Below are 18,014 nucleotides of genomic sequence, written 5' to 3' on the forward strand. Positions count from 1 at the left end.
GTCACGAACCTAGCGCCGCACGCGCGGTGCCGAGCGTGATCGGCAGACTCGACCACCCCCGCAGCACCCTGGTGTCGCGGCGACTGCCGGAGCCGGCCAGCCGCGCGTCGGGGAATCGCTCGAAGAACGTCCGCAGGCCGACCTCGCCCTCCACCCTGGCCAGGGCGGCGCCGAGGCAGAAGTGCCTGCCACCGGAGAACGACAGGTGCCTGCCCGCGTTGTCGCGCTCGATGTCGAACCTGTGCGGATCGGCGAACACCGCCGGATCACGGTTCGCGCCGGCCAGGTGCAGCACGATGGTCTCGCCTTGGCGCAGCGCCGTGCCCGCCACCTCGACGTCCCTGAGGGCGGCCCTTGCGGTCATCTGCACCGGCGGGTCGAGCCGCAGGATCTCCTCCACCGCGGTAGGCCACAACTCCGGGCGCGCGGCGAGGGTGTCGAGGTGTTCCGGGGTGTCCAGCAGCATCCGGATGCCGTTGCCCAGCAGGTTCACCGTGGTCTCGAATCCCGCGGCCAGCACCAGTCCGGCGAGCGCCTCGAGTTCGGGGTCGCTGAGCCGGTTTTCGGCGTCGGCGGCCGCGCTGGCCTGGATCAGCTGACTCATCAGGTCGTCGCCGGGACTGCGGCGCAACTCCGCGAGGTGGCCGCGCAGCCACGTGTTGAATCCGACGATGCCCTCGTGCACCTGCCGGTACTGCTGCCAGGACAGCCCGATGTCGAGGCTGGGTGCGCCCAGTTCGCCGAAGCGCAGGATCTGCGGCCGGTCGCGCTCGTGCACACCGAGGATGTCGCTGATCACCGCCACCGGCAGCTGCGCGCAGTAGCGCTGCACCACGTCGACGGCGCCGTCGCCGGCCAGGTCGTCGAGCAGCAGGTCGGCCCGCTGCTGCACGCGGTCCCGCAGGGCGGCAACGGCTCTGGCCGTGAACACCGACGACACCAGCTTCCGGCACCTGGTGTGGTCGGGCGGTTCGATCGACAGCAGCGACGGCGGCTGGATCGGGTGCATCAGTCCGGTCTCGGTCTTGCGGGTGATCCAGCGCTGCGGGGCGGGCAGGTTGCTGCCCTGCGGGACGGTGCGGAAGTCGTCGTTGCGCAGCAGGTCGGTGATGACGGCGTGGTCGAACGTCAGCAGTGCGGCTCTGCCGCGGATGACCGGGCCGCGCGGCCGCAGTTCGTCGGCGAAGGCGGCCGGGTTCTCCCGGACGACGGGGTCGGCGATAAGGCGGGCCTGCGGGTCGCCGCGCCGCGCCCCGAGCGTCGACAGCCCGCGGATCACGCCGTGCAGGGCGACCCACCGGATGCGTTGTCTGAGATGAGTGCTCATCGGTCGAGCCCCAGCACGGGTCGCAGGTCGTCCAACCGGTCGAACAGGTGCCAGATGTAGGACGACGTGCCGTTCTCGCGGTGGGCGTGCAGGTCGGCCAGCGCCGGTTCGTCGCGATAGCCCTCGAAGGCTTCGCGGGAGTCCCATTCCACCAGGATCAGCACCTGGCGCGGCTCGAGTTCACCGATCATCGATTCGCGGAACTTTCCGAGTGCCACGACCCGGCCACCGTGCTTGGCGACCTCCTGCGGGGAGCGCTTGGAGTAGGCCCGGTACTCGTCGGCGTTCGCGACGTCGAACAGGTTGAGCGCGTATACCGTCATACACCCCGACGCTACGCCGCAGGCGGTTCCGCGATGCGTCGGCCCAGCGCATACACCCGCCACCCGGCGGCGCGCCACCGCTCCGGATCCAGGCAATTGCGGCCGTCGACAACGACTTTCGCCCGCACCGTGGCGGCCAGCTCATGGGGGTCGAGGTCGACGAATTCGGGCCACTCCGTGAGCACCAGAACGGCGTCTGCGCGGTCGCAGGCCTCGATCACCGACGTCGAGTAGTTCAGCGTCGGGAACACCCGCCGCGAGTTCTCCATCGCCTTGGGGTCGTAGACGTTGACGGTCGCCCCGTTGAGCTGCAGCAGGCCGGCGACGTTGAGCGCCGGGGAGTCACGAACGTCGTCGGACTCCGGCTTGAAGGCGGCGCCGAGGACGGCGACGTTGGCGCCGAGCAGTGAGCCGCCGCAGGCGGATGTGGCGAGTTCCACCATCCGGGTGCGGCGCCGCATGTTGATGCTGTCGACCTCGCGCAGGAAGGTCAGCGCGTGGTTGGCGCCCAGTTCGCCGGCGCGGGCCATGAAGGCGCGGATGTCCTTGGGCAGGCAGCCGCCGCCGAAACCCAGGCCGGCGTTGAGGAAGCGCCGGCCGATGCGGGGGTCGTAGCCCAGCGCGTCGGCGAGCAGGGTGACGTCGCCGTCGACGGCCTCGCACACCTCGGAGATGGCGTTGATGAACGAGATCTTGGTGGCCAGAAAGGCATTGGCCGACACCTTGACCAGCTCCGCGGTCTGCAGATCGGTGCGCAGGAACGGCACCTCCTCGGCGAGTATCGACGCGTAGAGCTCGCGAACCGCCGCTTCGGCGCGCACCGAGTCCCGTTGCACACCGAGCACGATGCGGTCAGGGTGCAGCGTGTCGTGCACCGCGAAGCCTTCGCGCAGGAACTCGGGGTTCCAGGCCACCTCGACGTCCACGCCATCGGGCGCCAAATTGCGGGCCCGCTCGGCGAGGTCGGCGGCGGTGCCCACCGGCACGGTCGACTTGCCGACGATCACCGCGGACCGGCGCAGTCGCGGCACCAGGGTGTCGATCACGGCGTGCACGTGCCGAAGGTCGGCGCCGTATTCGCCCTTCTTCTGCGGAGTCCCGACGCCGAGGAAGTGCACGTCGGCGAACTCGGCGGCCTGCTCGTAGTCGGTGGTGAACTGCAGGCGGCCGGCTGCCAGGTTCTCGTTGAGCAGTTCCGCCAGGCCGGGCTCGTAGAACGGGATCTCACCCGCCGCCAGCTTGGCGACCTTGCCCGGGTCGATGTCGACACCGATCACCTCGTGGCCGAGTGCCGCCATCCCGGCCGCGTGGGTCGCGCCGAGGTATCCCGTACCGAATACGGTGCATCGCATACTGCCTGAATAGGCGGGCGCGATGAGCTAACCGCTACGCGACACTGATCGGCAGCCCAACACCAGATGACGAACAGACGTGGGTGATCAGCCCAGCGACGGGAACGGCCAGAACGGCGACCCGCCGTTGCCGCCCGAGGACCCGCGGTCCCCGCCCGAGGGACCACGCGAATCCGAGCCCGACCCGTAGTCGCCACGGCCACGTGACCCGGAATCCCCATAATCGCCCCGGCCACCCGAATCCGAGCCGGAACCCGGGAACGGGAACGACGGCTGCCGAGGGGTCTGCGGCACCTGGGGATACTGCGGGTACTGGGGATACTGCGGGTATTGCGGCTGCTGAGGAACCTGCGGCCAGTCCGAGTCACTCTTCGGCGGATCGTCGTTCTGCCACGGGGGCGTCCACGGTGGCTTCCAGGGCGACTTGGGCGGTTCGTAGACGCGTGGCGGCTGGAAGACCGGATAACGCGGACGCGGATAGACGGCGACCGGCGGCGGCACCACCGCTGGCGGCGCGATCACCGGTGCGGGCGCGGCCGGCGGCGGCGCGGGAGCGGGAGGCGGAGCGGCGGGCGCCGGAGCGGGCGGGGGTGCCGCGGGTTCGACGTACACCTGGCGCGGCGGTGCCTGCTGCACCGGTGCCTGCTGCACCACCTGCACGGGAGCCTTGATGGTCTCCGGCGGCGGCGCGGCCGGCGGAGCCTGCACGGGCTGAGCCTCCCGGACGGGGGCGGGCGCCGCAGGGGCCTGGGTGATGCTCGGGACGATCGCACTCTGCGCCGGGCTGGGCCGCTGATCGGCGGTCGGCCGGATGCTGACGGCCAGCGAGATCGCGAGTGCCACCACACCCACCACGAAGACCGACGTCAGTGCACTGCCGACCAGCAGGAACGGCTTGCGGCTCTCGTCGTGAGGCAGGTCGGCCCCGGCGGCCACGAAGTCCTCGGGCGCGGGCACCGGCTCGCTGACCGGTCGCATCTGGGTGGCAGCCGCGGCCAGCGCCGCGTAGGCACCGCCCGCGGTCGGGCCGTCGTCGGGATCCTGTGAGTAGGCCAGTCCGACGGTGGAGGCCTCGAGGGCGGGGGCGTGCGCCGATGCGAGCGCAGCGCCGCGCGCCAGCGCCATGGCGGACTCGTCGGGTGCGCTGACGGGCAGCGAGACGATGTGTTCCAGGTGGGCCTTGACCGAGCTGACGTCGACACCCGAGCCGACCACGAACATGCCGTCGGGCGGGGAGTCCTGGGCGTCGACCGCTGCGGCCATCTCGGTGAGCACAGCCATCGCGTCGTCGCTGTGCAGGCTGCGGCTGAGCACCTTGACCACGGAGCCGTCGTCGGTCTGCACCACCGACAGGGTGGCGGTGTCCCGGTCGATGAACAGCAGCGCGGTGGTCGCGTATCCGACAGTCCGGCCGACGGCCTGCGCGAGCGCGGCGGCGGCGTGCCCCTCGGACACCAGCATGACGTCGTCGATGCCGCGGGCGGTCAGTGTGTCGCGCAGTGTGGACGCCTCGGCGTGGTCACTCCACGTGACGCCGATCGACTTCAGATCGTGGCCGCCCTCGGTGGCGCTCTCCTTGGTGCCGAGCACCGCGGCGACGACCTGGTCGGCCGCGCTCGACGTTGCCGAGCCCTCGGTTGCGGTGATGTCGAAGACGTCGTGGTCGACGGTCACACCGTCGGCCTTCTCCCCTTCGACCAGCACCATGCGGACCGTCGTAGGTGTCATCGACACACCCAGTACGATGTCCACCAGATCCTCCAATGTGTTTGCTACGCCTGCTCGTTCGCCGTTGCGCAGTCGACCGTCACGAGTCTCCAACTAGAACTTCATCGTCGCGAGCAGCGTGGTCGTTACATTCCGACGTTGTTAGCTGTGCGCGGTGGAGCCCTGGCCGGATCGCGACGCACCGAATGCCCGCGGACGCCGGTACTTCGACCCTACTCGGATCAACGACAACGAGGAATGTTCGGTTCATTCCCTCTTGCGTTGAGTCAGCGGGGATCGGGGTGCTTGATGAAGTTCTGGTACGACCGCGAGGGGGTCGGGCCGCGCTGGCCCTGGTACTTGGAGCCGGCCTTGCTGCTGCCGTAGGGGTGCTCGGCGGGACTGGTCAGCCGCAGCAGGCAGAGTTGGCCGATCTTCATGCCCGGCCACAGCGTGATCGGCAGGTTGGCCACATTGGACAGCTCGAGGGTGATGTGGCCGGTGAAGCCAGGATCGATGAAGCCGGCGGTCGAGTGAGTCAGCAGGCCGAGCCGGCCCAGCGACGACTTGCCTTCGAGGCGGCCCGCGAGGTTGTCGGGCAGCGTGCAGCGTTCCAGTGTCGACCCGAGCACGAACTCCCCCGGATGCAGGACGAACGGCTCGCCCTCCTTGGGTTCGACGAGCGTGGTGAGGTCGTCCTGGCGCAGCGCCGGGTCGATATGGGTGTAGCGGGTGTTGTTGAACACCCGGAACAGGTTGTCGAGGCGCACGTCGACGCTGGACGGCTGGACCAGGGTGTCGTCGAACGGATCGATGCCCATCCGGCCGGCATTGATCTCGGCGCGGATGTCGCGATCGGAAAGGAGCACTCGCCGAGCGTATCGGCCCGTGGTGCTAACCTCACTAGCCACACCGCCGATGTAGTTCAATGGCAGAACATCAGCTTCCCAAGCTGAATACGCGGGTTCGATTCCCGTCATCGGCTCCACGATGAGCAGGGCTTAAGCACCCGGAACACCCGACGCGCGGACCGACGGTCCGTAACGGTCCCGTGATCCCCATACTCCAAAATTGCGGCGGGCCGGAACGCCTCCCCCTTTGCTTCGGGAACTGTGGTACATCGGTTGACGACAGTTGGTGCAGCGGTGGGGGCGAAACGGTGGCGCAGTACGGTTATCGGATTTTCAAGATCGAGCGGATGAACGGCACGGGGAACACCGCCGTACCGTTCGTAAACGACGACTGGGGAGACTTCCCGGATCACCTTCACCGTTCTTACCAAGCGCAACTCGGCCGCAAATGGCACGAATCGCCCCTCGAAGCGTGGGGCGACGACGGGCGGCCGGTCCCGCTCGACCCCAACAGCCGTATCGTGCGGCTCGACTGGGTTAGACGCTCGGGCATGTCTGTGTTCTTCGGCCTGTCGTCCGGGAAGAACGATGGCTTTGTCGACGCCATGAACGCGGCGGAAGGCGCGCCGGACGTCTCGATCAAGCACCTTGCGCCTCGACGTCAGTACCGCGGGGTCTTCACCCTGCCTCCGGGCGAACTAGAGGGAGTGCTGGCCTTAGAAACCATCTCCCGTTCGTGCCCAGTAACCGTACTTCGCCAGTGGAGCAGCCGATGGTCAGAGGAGCTCGTGATTGCGGATAAGGCCGCCGGGACGGAGTCCAAACACTGCCGAATGCGCTTCGAGCAGTTGACGGACAGCGCTCAGGTGACCTCGCTGTTGAGCAGCGGCGACCCGCAAGAGATTGTGCTCATCGAACACACATCGCCTGGCAATGGGCTGCCCGACCACGTCCAGTACCGCCTTGCTGCGCCGGTGCGCCAGACAGTAACCGTCATGGAAACGTTGAGAGGTTGGGTGCGAACCGGCACGAGCAAGGCCGAGGGCATCAACGAAGCACGAGCCCTCGTCGGACCCGCCATCGCCCATGTCGACTTCGACGACGCCTACGTTTCTGTGAAGCACGAGGGACAGACTCAACACGTCAGACCCGACGCTTACAGTGAATTATTCACATACGACAACAGAAGCAGTCAGCGTGAGACCGACGCCTTTTTTCGGCGGGTGAACGAAAAGTTTGCTTCCCTAGGGTTGGCGAGGACGATGAGCCTAGACTTGGCGAATTGGCCCACCGGCCTGCCGGAACTCTTCGCCACGACGGCTTGAGGCCGCGCTCGACGCTCCAGGGGGGTGGTGCTCGAATGAGTGCAGCAGCACGGATCAATCCGATGCCCGTCATCCGTGCACACGTGCGCACGCTGACGAATGAAGCTCGTGTCGACTGGGTGGCCCGGGCTATTATTTGGGGCGCACCGATCGCAGTTGGCAGTCTTGCCTACGGGACGAGCTGGAGATTCACGGCACCTTCGGCGGTGCTCGCCGGTGTGGCGCTTCTCATGGGCGGACTACTTAGTACAGCCGGGGTGCTCTCAGCACTCCGGCTGAAGCTGACGGATAGGGATGAAGCACACAGAGTCGCCGAGGAAGCGAAGCGGAATCTCGACGAAGCAGTGCCCCACGTTCTAACCGCTGCTCTCGCTTGCCTGGCTGCCGCGACAGTGATCATCGTGGCGATGAATTATCCGCTTGCCGTTGGCGATCCGACGATCAACCGTGGATTCAGCTGCACAACAGCGGCGGCGTTGACGTTCATTGGCGTGCTGTTCGTCGCCACGATAATTCGTCTCTATGCGGCGTACGTGCAGGTAAACAACGTCCCGAGTCAACTGAATGGTTTCGTGCGACACGGCGGTGCGCTCAAAGCGCCTTAAGCATGCAGCGGGATCAAATTTCCCGTGTCGGTCACCTTCGGCGTCGCTGCGAGCGCGTCCAGGGCGGCGATGTGACGCGGCGCGTATAGCCATCGCACTAGTAACGGTTCGATGGTTACACTTCACGGCTAACTTTTGGAAAGATGACGAGTCCGGATTACATCCCGTCGGCTAACTGGATGGGCGTTCAGAAACGATGGTTGCGAAGGTTGAATTGGGTGGCGTCGCGGGCGGCTCTCCCCACAAGGGCTGGGCCGCCGACCGATTGCGCCTGGCTGCCGCGCTCGAGAACTCGAATCCCAGGCGGGCGCATTCGGGCCGCCTAAGTTTCCACGGCTTTGTCTTTCAGGTGCATTCCGCACTACTGAACTACGTCAAGACCCTGTCGCCCGCGGATCTGAGCTCCGCACCGCAACTAAATTACGAGTCGTTGGCCGACTTCGCGATCGAAGACCAAGGGCTGCTTTACACATTTGAGGCAAAGCGATCGCTGAGCCGAAACACGCTCGAATCCGCGCTCAGGGTACTCAAGGACGTCTACGTCACCGCTACCAACGTTGACCCGGATCTCGCCGAAAACTTGCGCTTTCAAATTTCCTGTTGGCGGTCCACGCTCGCTGATCCCATTGGGAGCGCCCAGAAGTGGGCGCTCACGGACCAGAGTGACGCGGCCGCCGCCGTCGTTGCGCACTTGGCGATAGACACCGTGTCCGATCCGCTTGGTGCCCTGTATGCGATACTCGCATCCGACTTTCGGGTGGTAAATCCGCAACGTACCGTCGACACCTGGGTGCGGCACATCGTCGACGACGTATCGGGCCGCAGTCGAATCAGTACCGAAATCGTCAACTCCCTCAGTGACGCCGACCACGAGGACTTCCCGTTCGTCATCCTATCCGCCGAGGACCAAGCCAGAGCCGAGGTAGTCCGGAATGCGACCGGCTTCCTTACCGGCGAGCAGCCGACCTTGAAGCATCTGCGGAACGGGTACTTCGCGCCTCACGAGGACATCGATGAGATCGAGGATCAGTTCTGGTCGTGGTATGAGCAGACGACCGACGACTCTGACATCGCCGTCGGTGGATTCGTGCCGGTCTACTGGATCGGCGGCTCGTCGGGGTCTGGCAAGAGCATCCTCACACTGCAACTGCTCTCACGACTGAATGCGTCCGCCAACACCACCGTGTTGTGGCTTGGCGGGGCAGTGGACAAGCTACAAGAAGCAATGCGATTCGCCAAGCAGTTCGCGATGCGGCGCACGGTGATCATCGGCGTGGATGACCCGTTCGTATCCGCGCAGGATGGCGTTGCCCACTGGAAGTCAGCCATGGCCGAATTGACGAAACTCCGCCACAAGGGCGACCTTGACATGCTGCCGATCATCGTGTGCTGCGGAACGGCAGAGCAATTTGAGCGATTTCGGCAAAGCTGTTCTGAAGACGTCACCTGCTACGAGCGAATGCAGGGGCCGCCAAGCCGAAGTGGGTTGGTTTCGCTACGCCGTTGGTTCACCAACAGAACCGGCTTTGAGGCGAATCTCTACGAAGACGGCGACTCCGTGCTGCCCGCACAACTGTTCTTTGAATGGTCGAAACGCGAAGGCGTCAGGTTCTTTGCACGTCGCTTCCGTACCAGGTTGAGCGAGATGTCGGACCAAACGATACAGTTCGTCGAATCGGTGCTGGCGTTGAATCGAATCTACGTCGGCTATCCAAGCGCATCGATGGCCGAACTGTCGCCGGCGGTCCGCGACGACCTCCATCGCCTTGAGGAAGACCTGCACTTCGGGTTTCGCGACAGCGGGCGGATGGGATACTGGCTATCCCATCCACACCTAGCGAACCTGCTCTACAACACGTGGTTTCCGCCCGAACAGCACTTCAATAAGCGGGCGAGTCACCTGACCGCCGTCCTGGGCGACCTCATCGCTTTCGACGTCGAGGGGCGTCGCTACCCCCGCATCCTCTTCGCTCTCGCCGGCACTGCTGAAGGTAACACCGACGGCCACCGCGGCGTTGGCCGATTGGCGGCAGGCGAACTGGAGTTGGTGGCAGACAGCGCGGCTCAGGAGGCCGCCAGAGACGTTGCCACACTTGGGATGGCCGCACTGGCTGGCTGGATTCGACTTGAAACGGCAGTCGGTCGCGCTTTCACCGAGTGGTCACCGCGCGCGGAGGCCATCTCGCGGATCCGTGAAGCAGAATCCGAAGGCCACGGGATGATGCTCACCATCCGCGCGCTGCTGGCGTCGGCATCACCGGACGCGCTGACCGCGGTCCACGAGTTCGCGGCACGAAACCCGCTGTCGGAGAGATGGTCCGACATGATGCGTCCGCTACTCGACAAAGACGTCGATGGGCTGATCGACTCCCTCGTCATCGGTGTCGAGGCGTCACGAACCGATCAAGGCCGGATCGATCTGCTCGAACGCGCTTTAGCGAACCACCCGGGACACCCCGAATTGCGGGCGCTCGCCAGACATCTGCTACTCGACGCCGACGTCTCGTCGAAGGTTAGCCTCGGACGGCTTGCACTCGCCGTAGTGAACGGTCCCACGCAGGACCGCATCGCAGTCATCGATTGGTTGTTGGTGAGCGACCGCCGCGAGAACGGGCCGGTGCTCGCGGCCGTGCAGAGGTTGAGGAATGCCCCCATCGCAGTGCTGGATCTGATCCGCAAGTGGCTCCTGAAACATCCCGAGCAACCGACCGCAGAGGATCTTTTCACGGCGACACTGACTTGGACGAACCTATCCGACCGGGTGTTTCGTGCCGCGCTGACCAAGCACCTCGCGCGACGCGACCTTTCCGATGCATCGCCGCTAGTCGCTAAGATCGCCAACATTTTGGCGGCGAATCAACACCACACCCCCTGGTCGTATGCGTACCAAGAGTGCCTCGCGAGCCTCCCGTCGTCGGCGCGCATCCGCACCATCGGCCGGGAATGGTTGGATCACCATCGCGGGAACCGTGCCTGGTACGGGACATGGACGGCAGTGGCCAATGTGACCGATGGTGTTGATCCCGAACTGGCCGACCTAGGAGATTCCGAACTCGTCCTCGTCACAGACTCCGAGACATGGCCGATCGCCATGCGGTTGATCATAATGCTGAGTGGGCCGGATGAGCGTGCCGAACGCGTTGACCGTGCCATGGAGTGGCTGGAAGTCCATCAAGGCAGTGCAGGCGGCTGGGGCTATCTTTTCACCCAGATAGTGTCGGATTGCGGCGATTCGGAGCTGACCAGCATTGTCGATGACGTCGCCATTCCATGGTTGCGTCACAACCCACGCGCGGCGGCGTGGCGCTACGTATGGATTGCAACGTTCGCTCGGGCCACAAGTAAGAGAACTCTCACCGAGATTGCAATGGATTGGCTCACTTCGGAGGCTGCCCGCAATGACGATCAGTGGCCCGGAGTGCTCAGAGCGCTGTGGCGAGAGCAAGGACCCGAGGCGCGCCTCCGAACGCTGGCTTTCGATTGGCTGTCGCACTCCCACTCCAACCGCTTCTGGCCCGCCATCTTCGGGCTAACCGCGGAATCGATGACGCGCGAGCAAGTAGTGATTCTGCTCACTGAATGGTTCGCGGTCGGATCTGATGTCACTCACTACGCCATCGGATATCTCTGGAAGGTCATCGTCGACGACGAGCTGTTCCCCACGCTTCCCCTGGAAGCAGATCTCCGGCCCAGTCTGGAGGCCTGGCTGATGCGAGCCGGGAACCAGGACGCGTGGTGGCATGTCTGGTCCTGGATCCATCGCGCGATCCCAACTGCCTCGTGGCCCATCAAGATCGGGCTGTCAGCCGATCTGCCATTGAAGCGGTCGCACGGGGTTGCCAATCAATTGGGCAAGAGCGCCAGGGCCGACCCAGAAGTCGCGAACGTCTTGGTGTGCCTACTGTCGGAAGGCCGGGAAAGGCAGCGTTCCCGAGCTGCCATCATGACCTCTTTGGAGGCTTCATCCATCCCAGGATGCGACGCCAAGCTGTTCGACGTGCTGTCGGATTACATCCAAGACCTGGAGTCCGAATTTTTCGCGCCAGTGTGGAAACACTTGTGGGGTAATGCCGAGAGTGAATACCGCGTCCTGATGGTGGATTACGGCATCAACTGGTGCGAGGAGCATTTTGACAACTTGGCCTGGGGCGGGGTGTGGGTGCGCATGTTCGACTCGGCTTGTACGAGGAAGCGTGATCTGCACGTGCTCGGAGAGAAGTGGCTGGCCGACCCACGGAGTAATGCATCACGTAAGCGAGGCGCGGTGGTGACACGCCTCCACAGCTCCATCGCCGGATAGCCCGCAGGCGGAGTCGGCAGTCTTCGAATGGATGGAGTGCGCACCTTGGTTCACGGACGGAATGCTTGTGGTCTGCCGCGACGGCACCACCGATGAGCCGGATCCGAGTTACCAACGTCGCGCTGCACTGCGAGGTGGCGGCGAAGAATGAGCGGCAGCCGGATGGTTGCGAGATAGGACGACACCGAGCTGCGATGCTATCGAGGTCGAGCGCTCGGCCCAAGCGGCGAACATCGAGCGACACCCACTGCGAGTTCGAGACAGTACTGGCGAGCCTGGCCCCTCCAACTCCATGCGCGCTACGAACGATTGTTGAGGTCAGGGGCTCGTGTGGCCTGGCGCTGCTCATTGAGCCCGACATTGGTACTTGAGCTGGAACCGGTGGCCCCAGCAGCGAGTCGACCCTGCCGGTTTCCGCAAGCGCATCAGTCTCGCCGATAGCGGGCTGCGAATGTCTCCTGCGTCGATCCTCCCCTGGAGACGTCGTTCCTGCACGGTCGTCGGCATCGGCGTTCGCCCATTGCCTCAACGGTGGCAGTTGCACATCACGGAGACGCCAACTACAAGGCGTCATGATCGGTGGACCATCGCATTGAGCTTCGATACGAAGTGGAATAGCTCAGCACCGTTCCTCTAGGGCAGCCACGACGTCCGAGCGAGCTTCGTGTGTCCGGCGCCGGTGCCCTCGGCATGGAGCGCGCCCCACCGCGCGACGGGGCTAGCAACGTCGATCGCCAGACCGACGCAGCCATCGGCACCGCTAGCGTGTTCTCTTGATTCCTCAAAGCCCGCGGACCAGCCGAACTGCAGGGTGAACCGGAGCCGTACCGACGGCGTCCGGTGGCGTACCGAAGTCGCACTTGACTGCAAACGTCGGTACTTCCAGCCCGCCGACGAGCAATTATCACTCACCGGTCGGGACGTTGAAGAGGATCGCTGACCACGCGGGTCGATCCCTGTCATTGGCTGTAGGTAAGAGCAGCTGCGAGAAAGATCCCGCTCACGGCGCCACCCCCAGCCTTACCCCGCGGATAGGAAACTGTTGCCGTCCCGCGGTGAACTCTGGCCTACCGTCGATTACGGAGCCACCCCCGCATCCGTGACCATTTCTTCATGGTTACAGCGACCTCGGCACCCACCGCCCCGATCTCCACGGGCGCCCCGAGGTCCGTGCGTCGCCACCCGCGCACCGCATGCACCGGGCGCCGCCATCCCGTCGTCACCGAACGGACCGTGACCGTCCGCGGCGGCGTGAAGCTGGCGGTGCGGGACCAGGAACCCGCCGATGCCGCGTCCACCGTCGTCCTCCTGCACGGGCTGTGCCTCGACCAAGAGTCGTGGGCCGGCCAGATCGACCACCTGACTCGGCAGTGGGGGAATCGCGTCCGGATCATCAGCTACGACCACCGCGGCCACGGCCTATCGGATTCGGCCCCGAAGCGGACCTACACGGTCGCCCAGCTCGCGGACGACCTTGGCGAAGTGCTGACAGCCTTGCGCGTCACCGGCCCGCTCACCCTCGCCGGGCACTCGATGGGCGGGATGGTCGCCCTGGCCTACCTCGGCCGGCCCCGGGCTGATCGGCCCGTCGAGCCGACGGGGCTTGTCCTCGCCGCCACGGCCGCCGGCCGCCTCACCGAACGCGGCATCCCCCGCCTGCTGGCCAATCCGGCGACGAACATCCTGTGCGGGCTCGCCGCCGTCACGCCTCACCGCGCCATTTCTCTGCTCAGCAAGCCGGTGTTCGCGGCATTGGCGCTGCGGTGTGATGCCGACGCACGATCGACACTTTCGAGGTTGTTCGCCGAGACCTCGGCCGCAGCGACGTCCGTCGACACCGCCGCCGGTTTCCTGCCCGGCCTGAAGTCCTTCGACCAGCTCTCGACGCTCGGCTCGATCCGCGCCGAGACGATCGTGCTCAGTGGCGGCGTCGACGTGCTCACCCCGTCGGCCCACGGGCACGAGATGGCCGCCGCCATCCCCGGCGCCACACACGTGCACCTGCCCGAGGCGGGACACATGCTCCTCGACGAGGCCGCGCACGCCGTCACCGCTGCCATCAGCCAGACGATCAGCACGCGAATCGGCGCCCGGCCGCGACCCGCGTCGGGGAATCACGCGAGTTCTCAGCTTTTTTCGCGAATCACCAAGGCAGCTTGAATCGTTCACAAGCTCCCGCTGCAGAAAGAGATGTGGCTGTTCGACGGAGGAGACACGCGTCATCGACTGAACGAATGCGGCGACACACCAGATCTGTCGTTCGAGAGTTTGCTGCGCACCCGTCGGGGATAGTGAGCGAATGGTCGCTGACCCGAGTGAGCAGGCCGTGCCGCCGTCGAGCCGGCGAGCACCGACCACCGTGTTCGTCGCCGGCTCCCTCGCTGCGGTCCTGATCGCCGGTTGGCTCTCGCTGGTGACCCAGCCGACTGCGCTGGTCTCGACAGCATGGTGGCCGGCGGCCGGAATAGCCCTCGGAATGGGCCTTCGCATCCCCCGTCGCTACACCTGGATGCTCGCCGTCTTGGTCGCCGCCATCACGCTGCCACTTCTGCTCTGGGCAGGACGACCACTTGCGCTGGCGGTGGCGCTGGCGGTGGCCGGCGGAATCGAGATGGCGGTCGGGGCCCTGGTGCTGCGCGGCCGGTCGGACACACTGCCCGCGTTGGCCAGCCCGCGAGATCTGGGGCGTCTGCTGATCGCCGTCCTGGCAGCCGCGGTCGTCTACGACATGATCGGGTCCGCCGCCACCTACCTGGTCGCCGATTCATCGCAGGCCTGGACGCGCCTGGTGACAGCGGTGCCCAAGCACGCAGCGGGGATGCTGCTGTTGGCGCCGCTGTTCATGAATCTCCCCGGGCGCCCCCGGCAGGCGAGACTGCCGGAGATCTGCGCCGAGGTGGCCACGGTGCTCGGCGTGACGGTGTTCGTGTTCGGGTTCCACCCTGGGATGCCACTGTCCTTCCTGCCGTTCATCCCCCTGCTGTGGGCGGCGGTGCGCCTCTCGACCCGACAGCTGATCTGGCTGATGTTGGGCGTCGCGGTCATCGCCTACGCCGGTAGTGCGTTGAACCGCGGCCCCTTTGCCTTCGATCGGCTGGGCGAGGACACCGGCGTCGTCGTTCTGCAGACCTTCGAGCTGTCCATCGTGGTGGTCTTCCTCCTGCTCTCGCTGGCGGTGGGACTCGAGCAGCGCACCTCCCGACGCCTGGCCGAGCGGGAGGAACTGTTCAGGACGATCTTCGAGACGTCCGTCGCCGGAATGCTGATCGCCACGCGCGACGCCACAGGGTGGAAGGTGTCGAGGGCCAACGCGTCCGCTACGGCCATCCTCCCCGGCCTGCGCGACCCGTCGACTTCGCTGAGCGCCCTGTTGGGTGACGACGCGATCAACGCGCTCTCCGCCATGGTGAACGCGCTGACCGACGGAAACGCACGCCTCACCCTGACCACCGGCACAGGCTGCATCCTCAACGTCAGCATGTCCCTCATCAGCAGTGAGTCGGACAGCCGCACCGTGGCCCTCCAGTTCTACGACATCACCGAAGCCGTGCGGGCGCGCCGCCTCGAACAAGCCGAGCTGGATCGCGCCGCCGAGGTTCAGCGGGCACTGCTGCCCGGCACCTTCCCGAGCACGCCGGGCTGGAGCTCAGGGGCGGCGTCGATTCCGGCCCGGCAGGTCGGTGGAGACTTCTACGACATCCGGGTGCGAGCGCCGCACGCGGTCCTCAGTCTCGGCGATGTGATGGGCAAGGGCATGGGCGCCGGAATGCTCGCCGCGGCGACGCGGGCGGCCCTGCGCGCCAACGATCTCGATGTCAGTCCTTCCGCGGCGGTGAGCCGTGCCGCTCGGGTCATCGACAACGACCTCCAGCGCAGCAGCGCGTTCGTCACCCTGACCTACGTGCTGGTGAACCTCGCCACCGGTGACTTCCGGTTCGCCGACGCCGGCCACGGACTGCACTTCATCGTCCGCAGCGGGTCAAACCGCGTCGAGCGCGTGGCTTCCTCCGATCTCCCGATGGGGCTGGAGAGTGGCTGGCACGAGAAGCGCGGCGCCCTGAATCCCGGAGACGCGATCCTGCTCGTGAGTGACGGCGTGATGGACATGTGGGGCGGGTCGCTCGAGCAACTCACCGACGCTGTGTCCCGATGCGCGCAGGAGTGTGGCGCACGTCCTCAGGCCCTCGTCGACGCGCTCTGTGCGGGCGCGAATGTCGAGCTCGATCGCGATGACGTGACCGCCGTCGTGCTCCGAAGAGAACTCGTGGTGGCGGCACCGGCCCGTCAGAACACCCGGATCCAGTCGATCAGCATGTCGGCGGGGTAATTACCTCCGGCAGGCTCACGACCGCCGGATCCACCGACGGCGATGTTGAACACCGGCGCCATCGTGTAACCCGGGTCGTTGAAAGGCCACTCCGGCAAAGAGTTCGACGGCACTTCGAAGAACGGCTGCATCCCGGGCTGGTAGTCCTTCCAGAAGTACATCCCGGTCGGCAGCCACGTCATGCGCCAGGTGTGCCAGTCCGAGTCGACCGGGTGCTTGTTGGTCTGGAACTGGGTGCCGTCCAATCGCGCATGCACCGTGGTGCCCGACGGCCAGTCCCGGTTGCCGTACCACTCCACGAGGTCGACCTCACCGCCCCGCGCGGGGTTGTCGTTGAGCAGCCAGAAGGCCGGCCACGCGCCGTCGGTCAGGCAGTTGAGTTTGATCCGGGCTTCCCATGTCGTCCCGACACCGCCGCGCCAATTGCCGATGACCTTCGCGCTGGCGTACTTCTCCTGGATGGTGGCGCCCTCACCGCGGGTAGCCCGGATGACCAGGTTCCCCTCTCCGTCCTGGAACACGTGCTCCTGGTCGGTGACGTAACGGCCCATGTTGAAGGGCTTGTCCCATTCGACGGGGTTCCGGATGGTTTCGCGGGCCGGAACGATGAACCACGACGCGGGATTCGGCGGTGCACCGGCCGGTCCGTCGAATTCGTCGGAGAACAAAAGCCCAGTTCCGGGGTCCGCGGCGCCCACCGGCAGGCCCGGCACACCGGGGGGCGGCCCGGGCGGCGCATCGCCGATCACCGGCTGAGCCCCAGCCGTGGGTAGGGGCAGCGCGGCAGCCGCCACACCGAACCCCAACATCAACATTGCGCTTCGACGATCCATGCTCGACACCCCCAAACCGTAAACGGAAGGGGCGAGAAACTGGGTGCAAACCCCCCCAGTGTTTCTCGAATGGCCGGCGACGGGTCTGGCCCGGCACCAGAAATGCTGTCCCCCCGGGCCGCGCGACGGCCTTAGGATCGATCCACACCTTCGGCTGTCACGGGGAGATCAGTCATGGCCACACGGCAGTCCGTCCGCGCACTGATGACGGCCCTGGCCGTGTTGATCGCGGTGGTGCTCGGTGGCTGGTCGCCTCCCCCGGCCCACGCCGACGAGGCTGCGTGCCCCGCCCAGGTCGCCTCGCTCCAAGCGACCATGGCCAAGATCGACGACCACAATGCCCGCGGGCTTCCCGGCGGGGTCGGTCCGCCGGAGATCGTCGGCCCGTACAACCGTGAAGCCGATCAACTCAACGCGGAGAAGGCCGCCAAACTCGGCCAGCTGCAGGCCTGTTCCGCGGTCACCGACAAGCTCCGCGCCGGGGGTCCGCCCACAAGACCGCTGAACAAGGCTGCGCTGGAGAACATCGGCGACGGCAAGACCAAGATCCCGAGCGGATGGACCCCGCCCAGTCCGCTGCCCACGCTCGGCACGCGGATCACGATCCCGCCGAACAGCCCGCTCAAGCCGCTCTGGGATGCCGTCAACAAGCAGAAGAGCCCGGAGTATCCCTATCCGAACGTCTCACTGCAGGGCGCGCCGCGGCCGGCGAGCACCGACAGGCACCCGTCGCAACCGGACAGGCCCATCGGTACCAATGCCAAAGGCGGACCGGCGGTCTCAGCCGATCACATCGTGCCGAAGGTCGAGATCATGTACCTGCCGCGGTTCACCGAACTGACCCCCGAGAACATGTGGCTCGTGCTCAACGCGCCGGTCAACCTGCAATGGCTGCCCACCGTGGTGAATGCGAAGAACAAGAACTCGCGCTCGGCTGCCGACATGCAGGGTGTCGATCCGCAATGGCAGGACGAGCAGGTCGCCCTGCAGGACGAGAAGCGTCGCGAACTGACCGAGTTGATCGCGCAACTGGCCGACAGCCAGCAGCCCTAGCGGCGGGAGCT

12 protein-coding genes and 1 tRNA gene are annotated in these 18,014 nt (G+C 65.9%); 7 read left to right on the forward strand and 6 right to left on the reverse strand.

The features are described 5' to 3' along the window. Nucleotide 1: 1 nt before the first annotated feature. The 5 genes from AB0K11_RS13385 to dcd all read right to left on the reverse strand — a co-directional run bounded on the left by AB0K11_RS13385 (nt 2) and on the right by dcd (nt 5,578). The gene (locus AB0K11_RS13385) at nt 2-1,327 is read right to left on the reverse strand and encodes a cytochrome P450 (protein ID WP_364977160.1); all 1,326 of its coding nucleotides are present in this window, start codon (nt 1,325-1,327) and stop codon (nt 2-4) included. Next, a complete protein-coding gene (locus AB0K11_RS13390) occupies nt 1,324-1,650 on the reverse strand; it encodes a DUF1330 domain-containing protein (RefSeq protein WP_364977162.1) in 327 nt (108 codons plus the stop codon). Before AB0K11_RS13390 ends, AB0K11_RS13385 begins: the two co-directional genes overlap by 4 nt. An 11-nt stretch (nt 1,651-1,661) precedes the next feature. Next, on the reverse strand, nt 1,662-3,002 hold the full coding sequence (locus tag AB0K11_RS13395) for a UDP-glucose/GDP-mannose dehydrogenase family protein (protein WP_364977164.1): 1,341 nt from the start codon (nt 3,000-3,002) through the stop codon (nt 1,662-1,664). A gap of 87 nt (nt 3,003-3,089) precedes the next feature. Then, the gene (locus tag AB0K11_RS13400) at nt 3,090-4,754 is read right to left on the reverse strand and encodes a hypothetical protein (protein WP_364977166.1); all 1,665 of its coding nucleotides are present in this window, start codon (nt 4,752-4,754) and stop codon (nt 3,090-3,092) included. 242 nt (nt 4,755-4,996) lie between these two features. Continuing rightward, a complete protein-coding gene (dcd, locus tag AB0K11_RS13405; RefSeq protein ID WP_302914182.1) occupies nt 4,997-5,578 on the reverse strand; it encodes a dCTP deaminase in 582 nt (193 codons plus the stop codon). Nucleotides 5,579-5,623: 45 nt separating this feature from the next. On the opposite strand from dcd, the gene AB0K11_RS13410 reads away from it, so the two are divergent. The 6 genes from AB0K11_RS13410 to AB0K11_RS13435 all read left to right on the forward strand — a co-directional run bounded on the left by AB0K11_RS13410 (nt 5,624) and on the right by AB0K11_RS13435 (nt 16,117). Continuing rightward, nucleotides 5,624-5,697 (forward strand) — tRNA-Gly (locus AB0K11_RS13410). 171 nt (nt 5,698-5,868) lie between these two features. After that, a complete protein-coding gene (locus AB0K11_RS13415) occupies nt 5,869-6,885 on the forward strand; it encodes a hypothetical protein (protein WP_364977169.1) in 1,017 nt (338 codons plus the stop codon). Between the two features lie 35 nt (nt 6,886-6,920). Beyond that, nucleotides 6,921-7,490: a hypothetical protein gene (locus tag AB0K11_RS13420; RefSeq protein ID WP_364977171.1), complete on the forward strand. Its 570-nt coding sequence runs from the start codon at nt 6,921-6,923 to the stop codon at nt 7,488-7,490. A 196-nt stretch (nt 7,491-7,686) separates the two neighbouring features. Further along, on the forward strand, nt 7,687-11,790 hold the full coding sequence (locus AB0K11_RS13425; protein ID WP_364977173.1) for a hypothetical protein: 4,104 nt from the start codon (nt 7,687-7,689) through the stop codon (nt 11,788-11,790). A gap of 1,113 nt (nt 11,791-12,903) precedes the next feature. Then, on the forward strand, nt 12,904-13,950 hold the full coding sequence (locus AB0K11_RS13430) for an alpha/beta fold hydrolase (protein WP_364977175.1): 1,047 nt from the start codon (nt 12,904-12,906) through the stop codon (nt 13,948-13,950). A 139-nt stretch (nt 13,951-14,089) separates the two neighbouring features. Next, nucleotides 14,090-16,117: a SpoIIE family protein phosphatase gene (locus AB0K11_RS13435; protein WP_364977177.1), complete on the forward strand. Its 2,028-nt coding sequence runs from the start codon at nt 14,090-14,092 to the stop codon at nt 16,115-16,117. Here the strand turns inward: AB0K11_RS13435 and AB0K11_RS13440 are convergent. After that, nucleotides 16,075-16,950: a glycoside hydrolase family 16 protein gene (locus AB0K11_RS13440; RefSeq protein ID WP_364977179.1), complete on the reverse strand. Its 876-nt coding sequence runs from the start codon at nt 16,948-16,950 to the stop codon at nt 16,075-16,077. The two genes, AB0K11_RS13435 and AB0K11_RS13440, sit on opposite strands and share 43 nt — an antisense overlap. A 174-nt stretch (nt 16,951-17,124) precedes the next feature. Between AB0K11_RS13440 and AB0K11_RS13445 the strand changes: the two genes are divergently transcribed. Next, the gene (locus AB0K11_RS13445; RefSeq protein WP_364977181.1) at nt 17,125-18,003 is read left to right on the forward strand and encodes a hypothetical protein; all 879 of its coding nucleotides are present in this window, start codon (nt 17,125-17,127) and stop codon (nt 18,001-18,003) included. Nucleotides 18,004-18,014: the final 11 nt, after the last annotated feature.

Source organism: Mycobacterium sp. NPDC050551, from assembly GCF_040674075.1.
Lineage (GTDB): Bacteria > Actinomycetota > Actinomycetes > Mycobacteriales > Mycobacteriaceae > Mycobacterium.

Coding starts and splice junctions, on each gene's coding strand:
- AB0K11_RS13440 (WP_364977179.1), bottom strand. CDS start 16,950: ATGGATCGTCGAAGCGCAATGTTGATGTTGGGGTTCGGTGTGGCGGCT.
- AB0K11_RS13435 (WP_364977177.1), top strand. CDS start 14,090: ATGGTCGCTGACCCGAGTGAGCAGGCCGTGCCGCCGTCGAGCCGGCGA.
- AB0K11_RS13390 (WP_364977162.1), bottom strand. CDS start 1,650: ATGACGGTATACGCGCTCAACCTGTTCGACGTCGCGAACGCCGACGAG.
- AB0K11_RS13395 (WP_364977164.1), bottom strand. CDS start 3,002: ATGCGATGCACCGTATTCGGTACGGGATACCTCGGCGCGACCCACGCG.
- AB0K11_RS13445 (WP_364977181.1), top strand. CDS start 17,125: ATGGCCACACGGCAGTCCGTCCGCGCACTGATGACGGCCCTGGCCGTG.
- AB0K11_RS13430 (WP_364977175.1), top strand. CDS start 12,904: ATGGTTACAGCGACCTCGGCACCCACCGCCCCGATCTCCACGGGCGCC.
- AB0K11_RS13425 (WP_364977173.1), top strand. CDS start 7,687: ATGGTTGCGAAGGTTGAATTGGGTGGCGTCGCGGGCGGCTCTCCCCAC.
- AB0K11_RS13420 (WP_364977171.1), top strand. CDS start 6,921: ATGAGTGCAGCAGCACGGATCAATCCGATGCCCGTCATCCGTGCACAC.
- AB0K11_RS13385 (WP_364977160.1), bottom strand. CDS start 1,327: ATGAGCACTCATCTCAGACAACGCATCCGGTGGGTCGCCCTGCACGGC.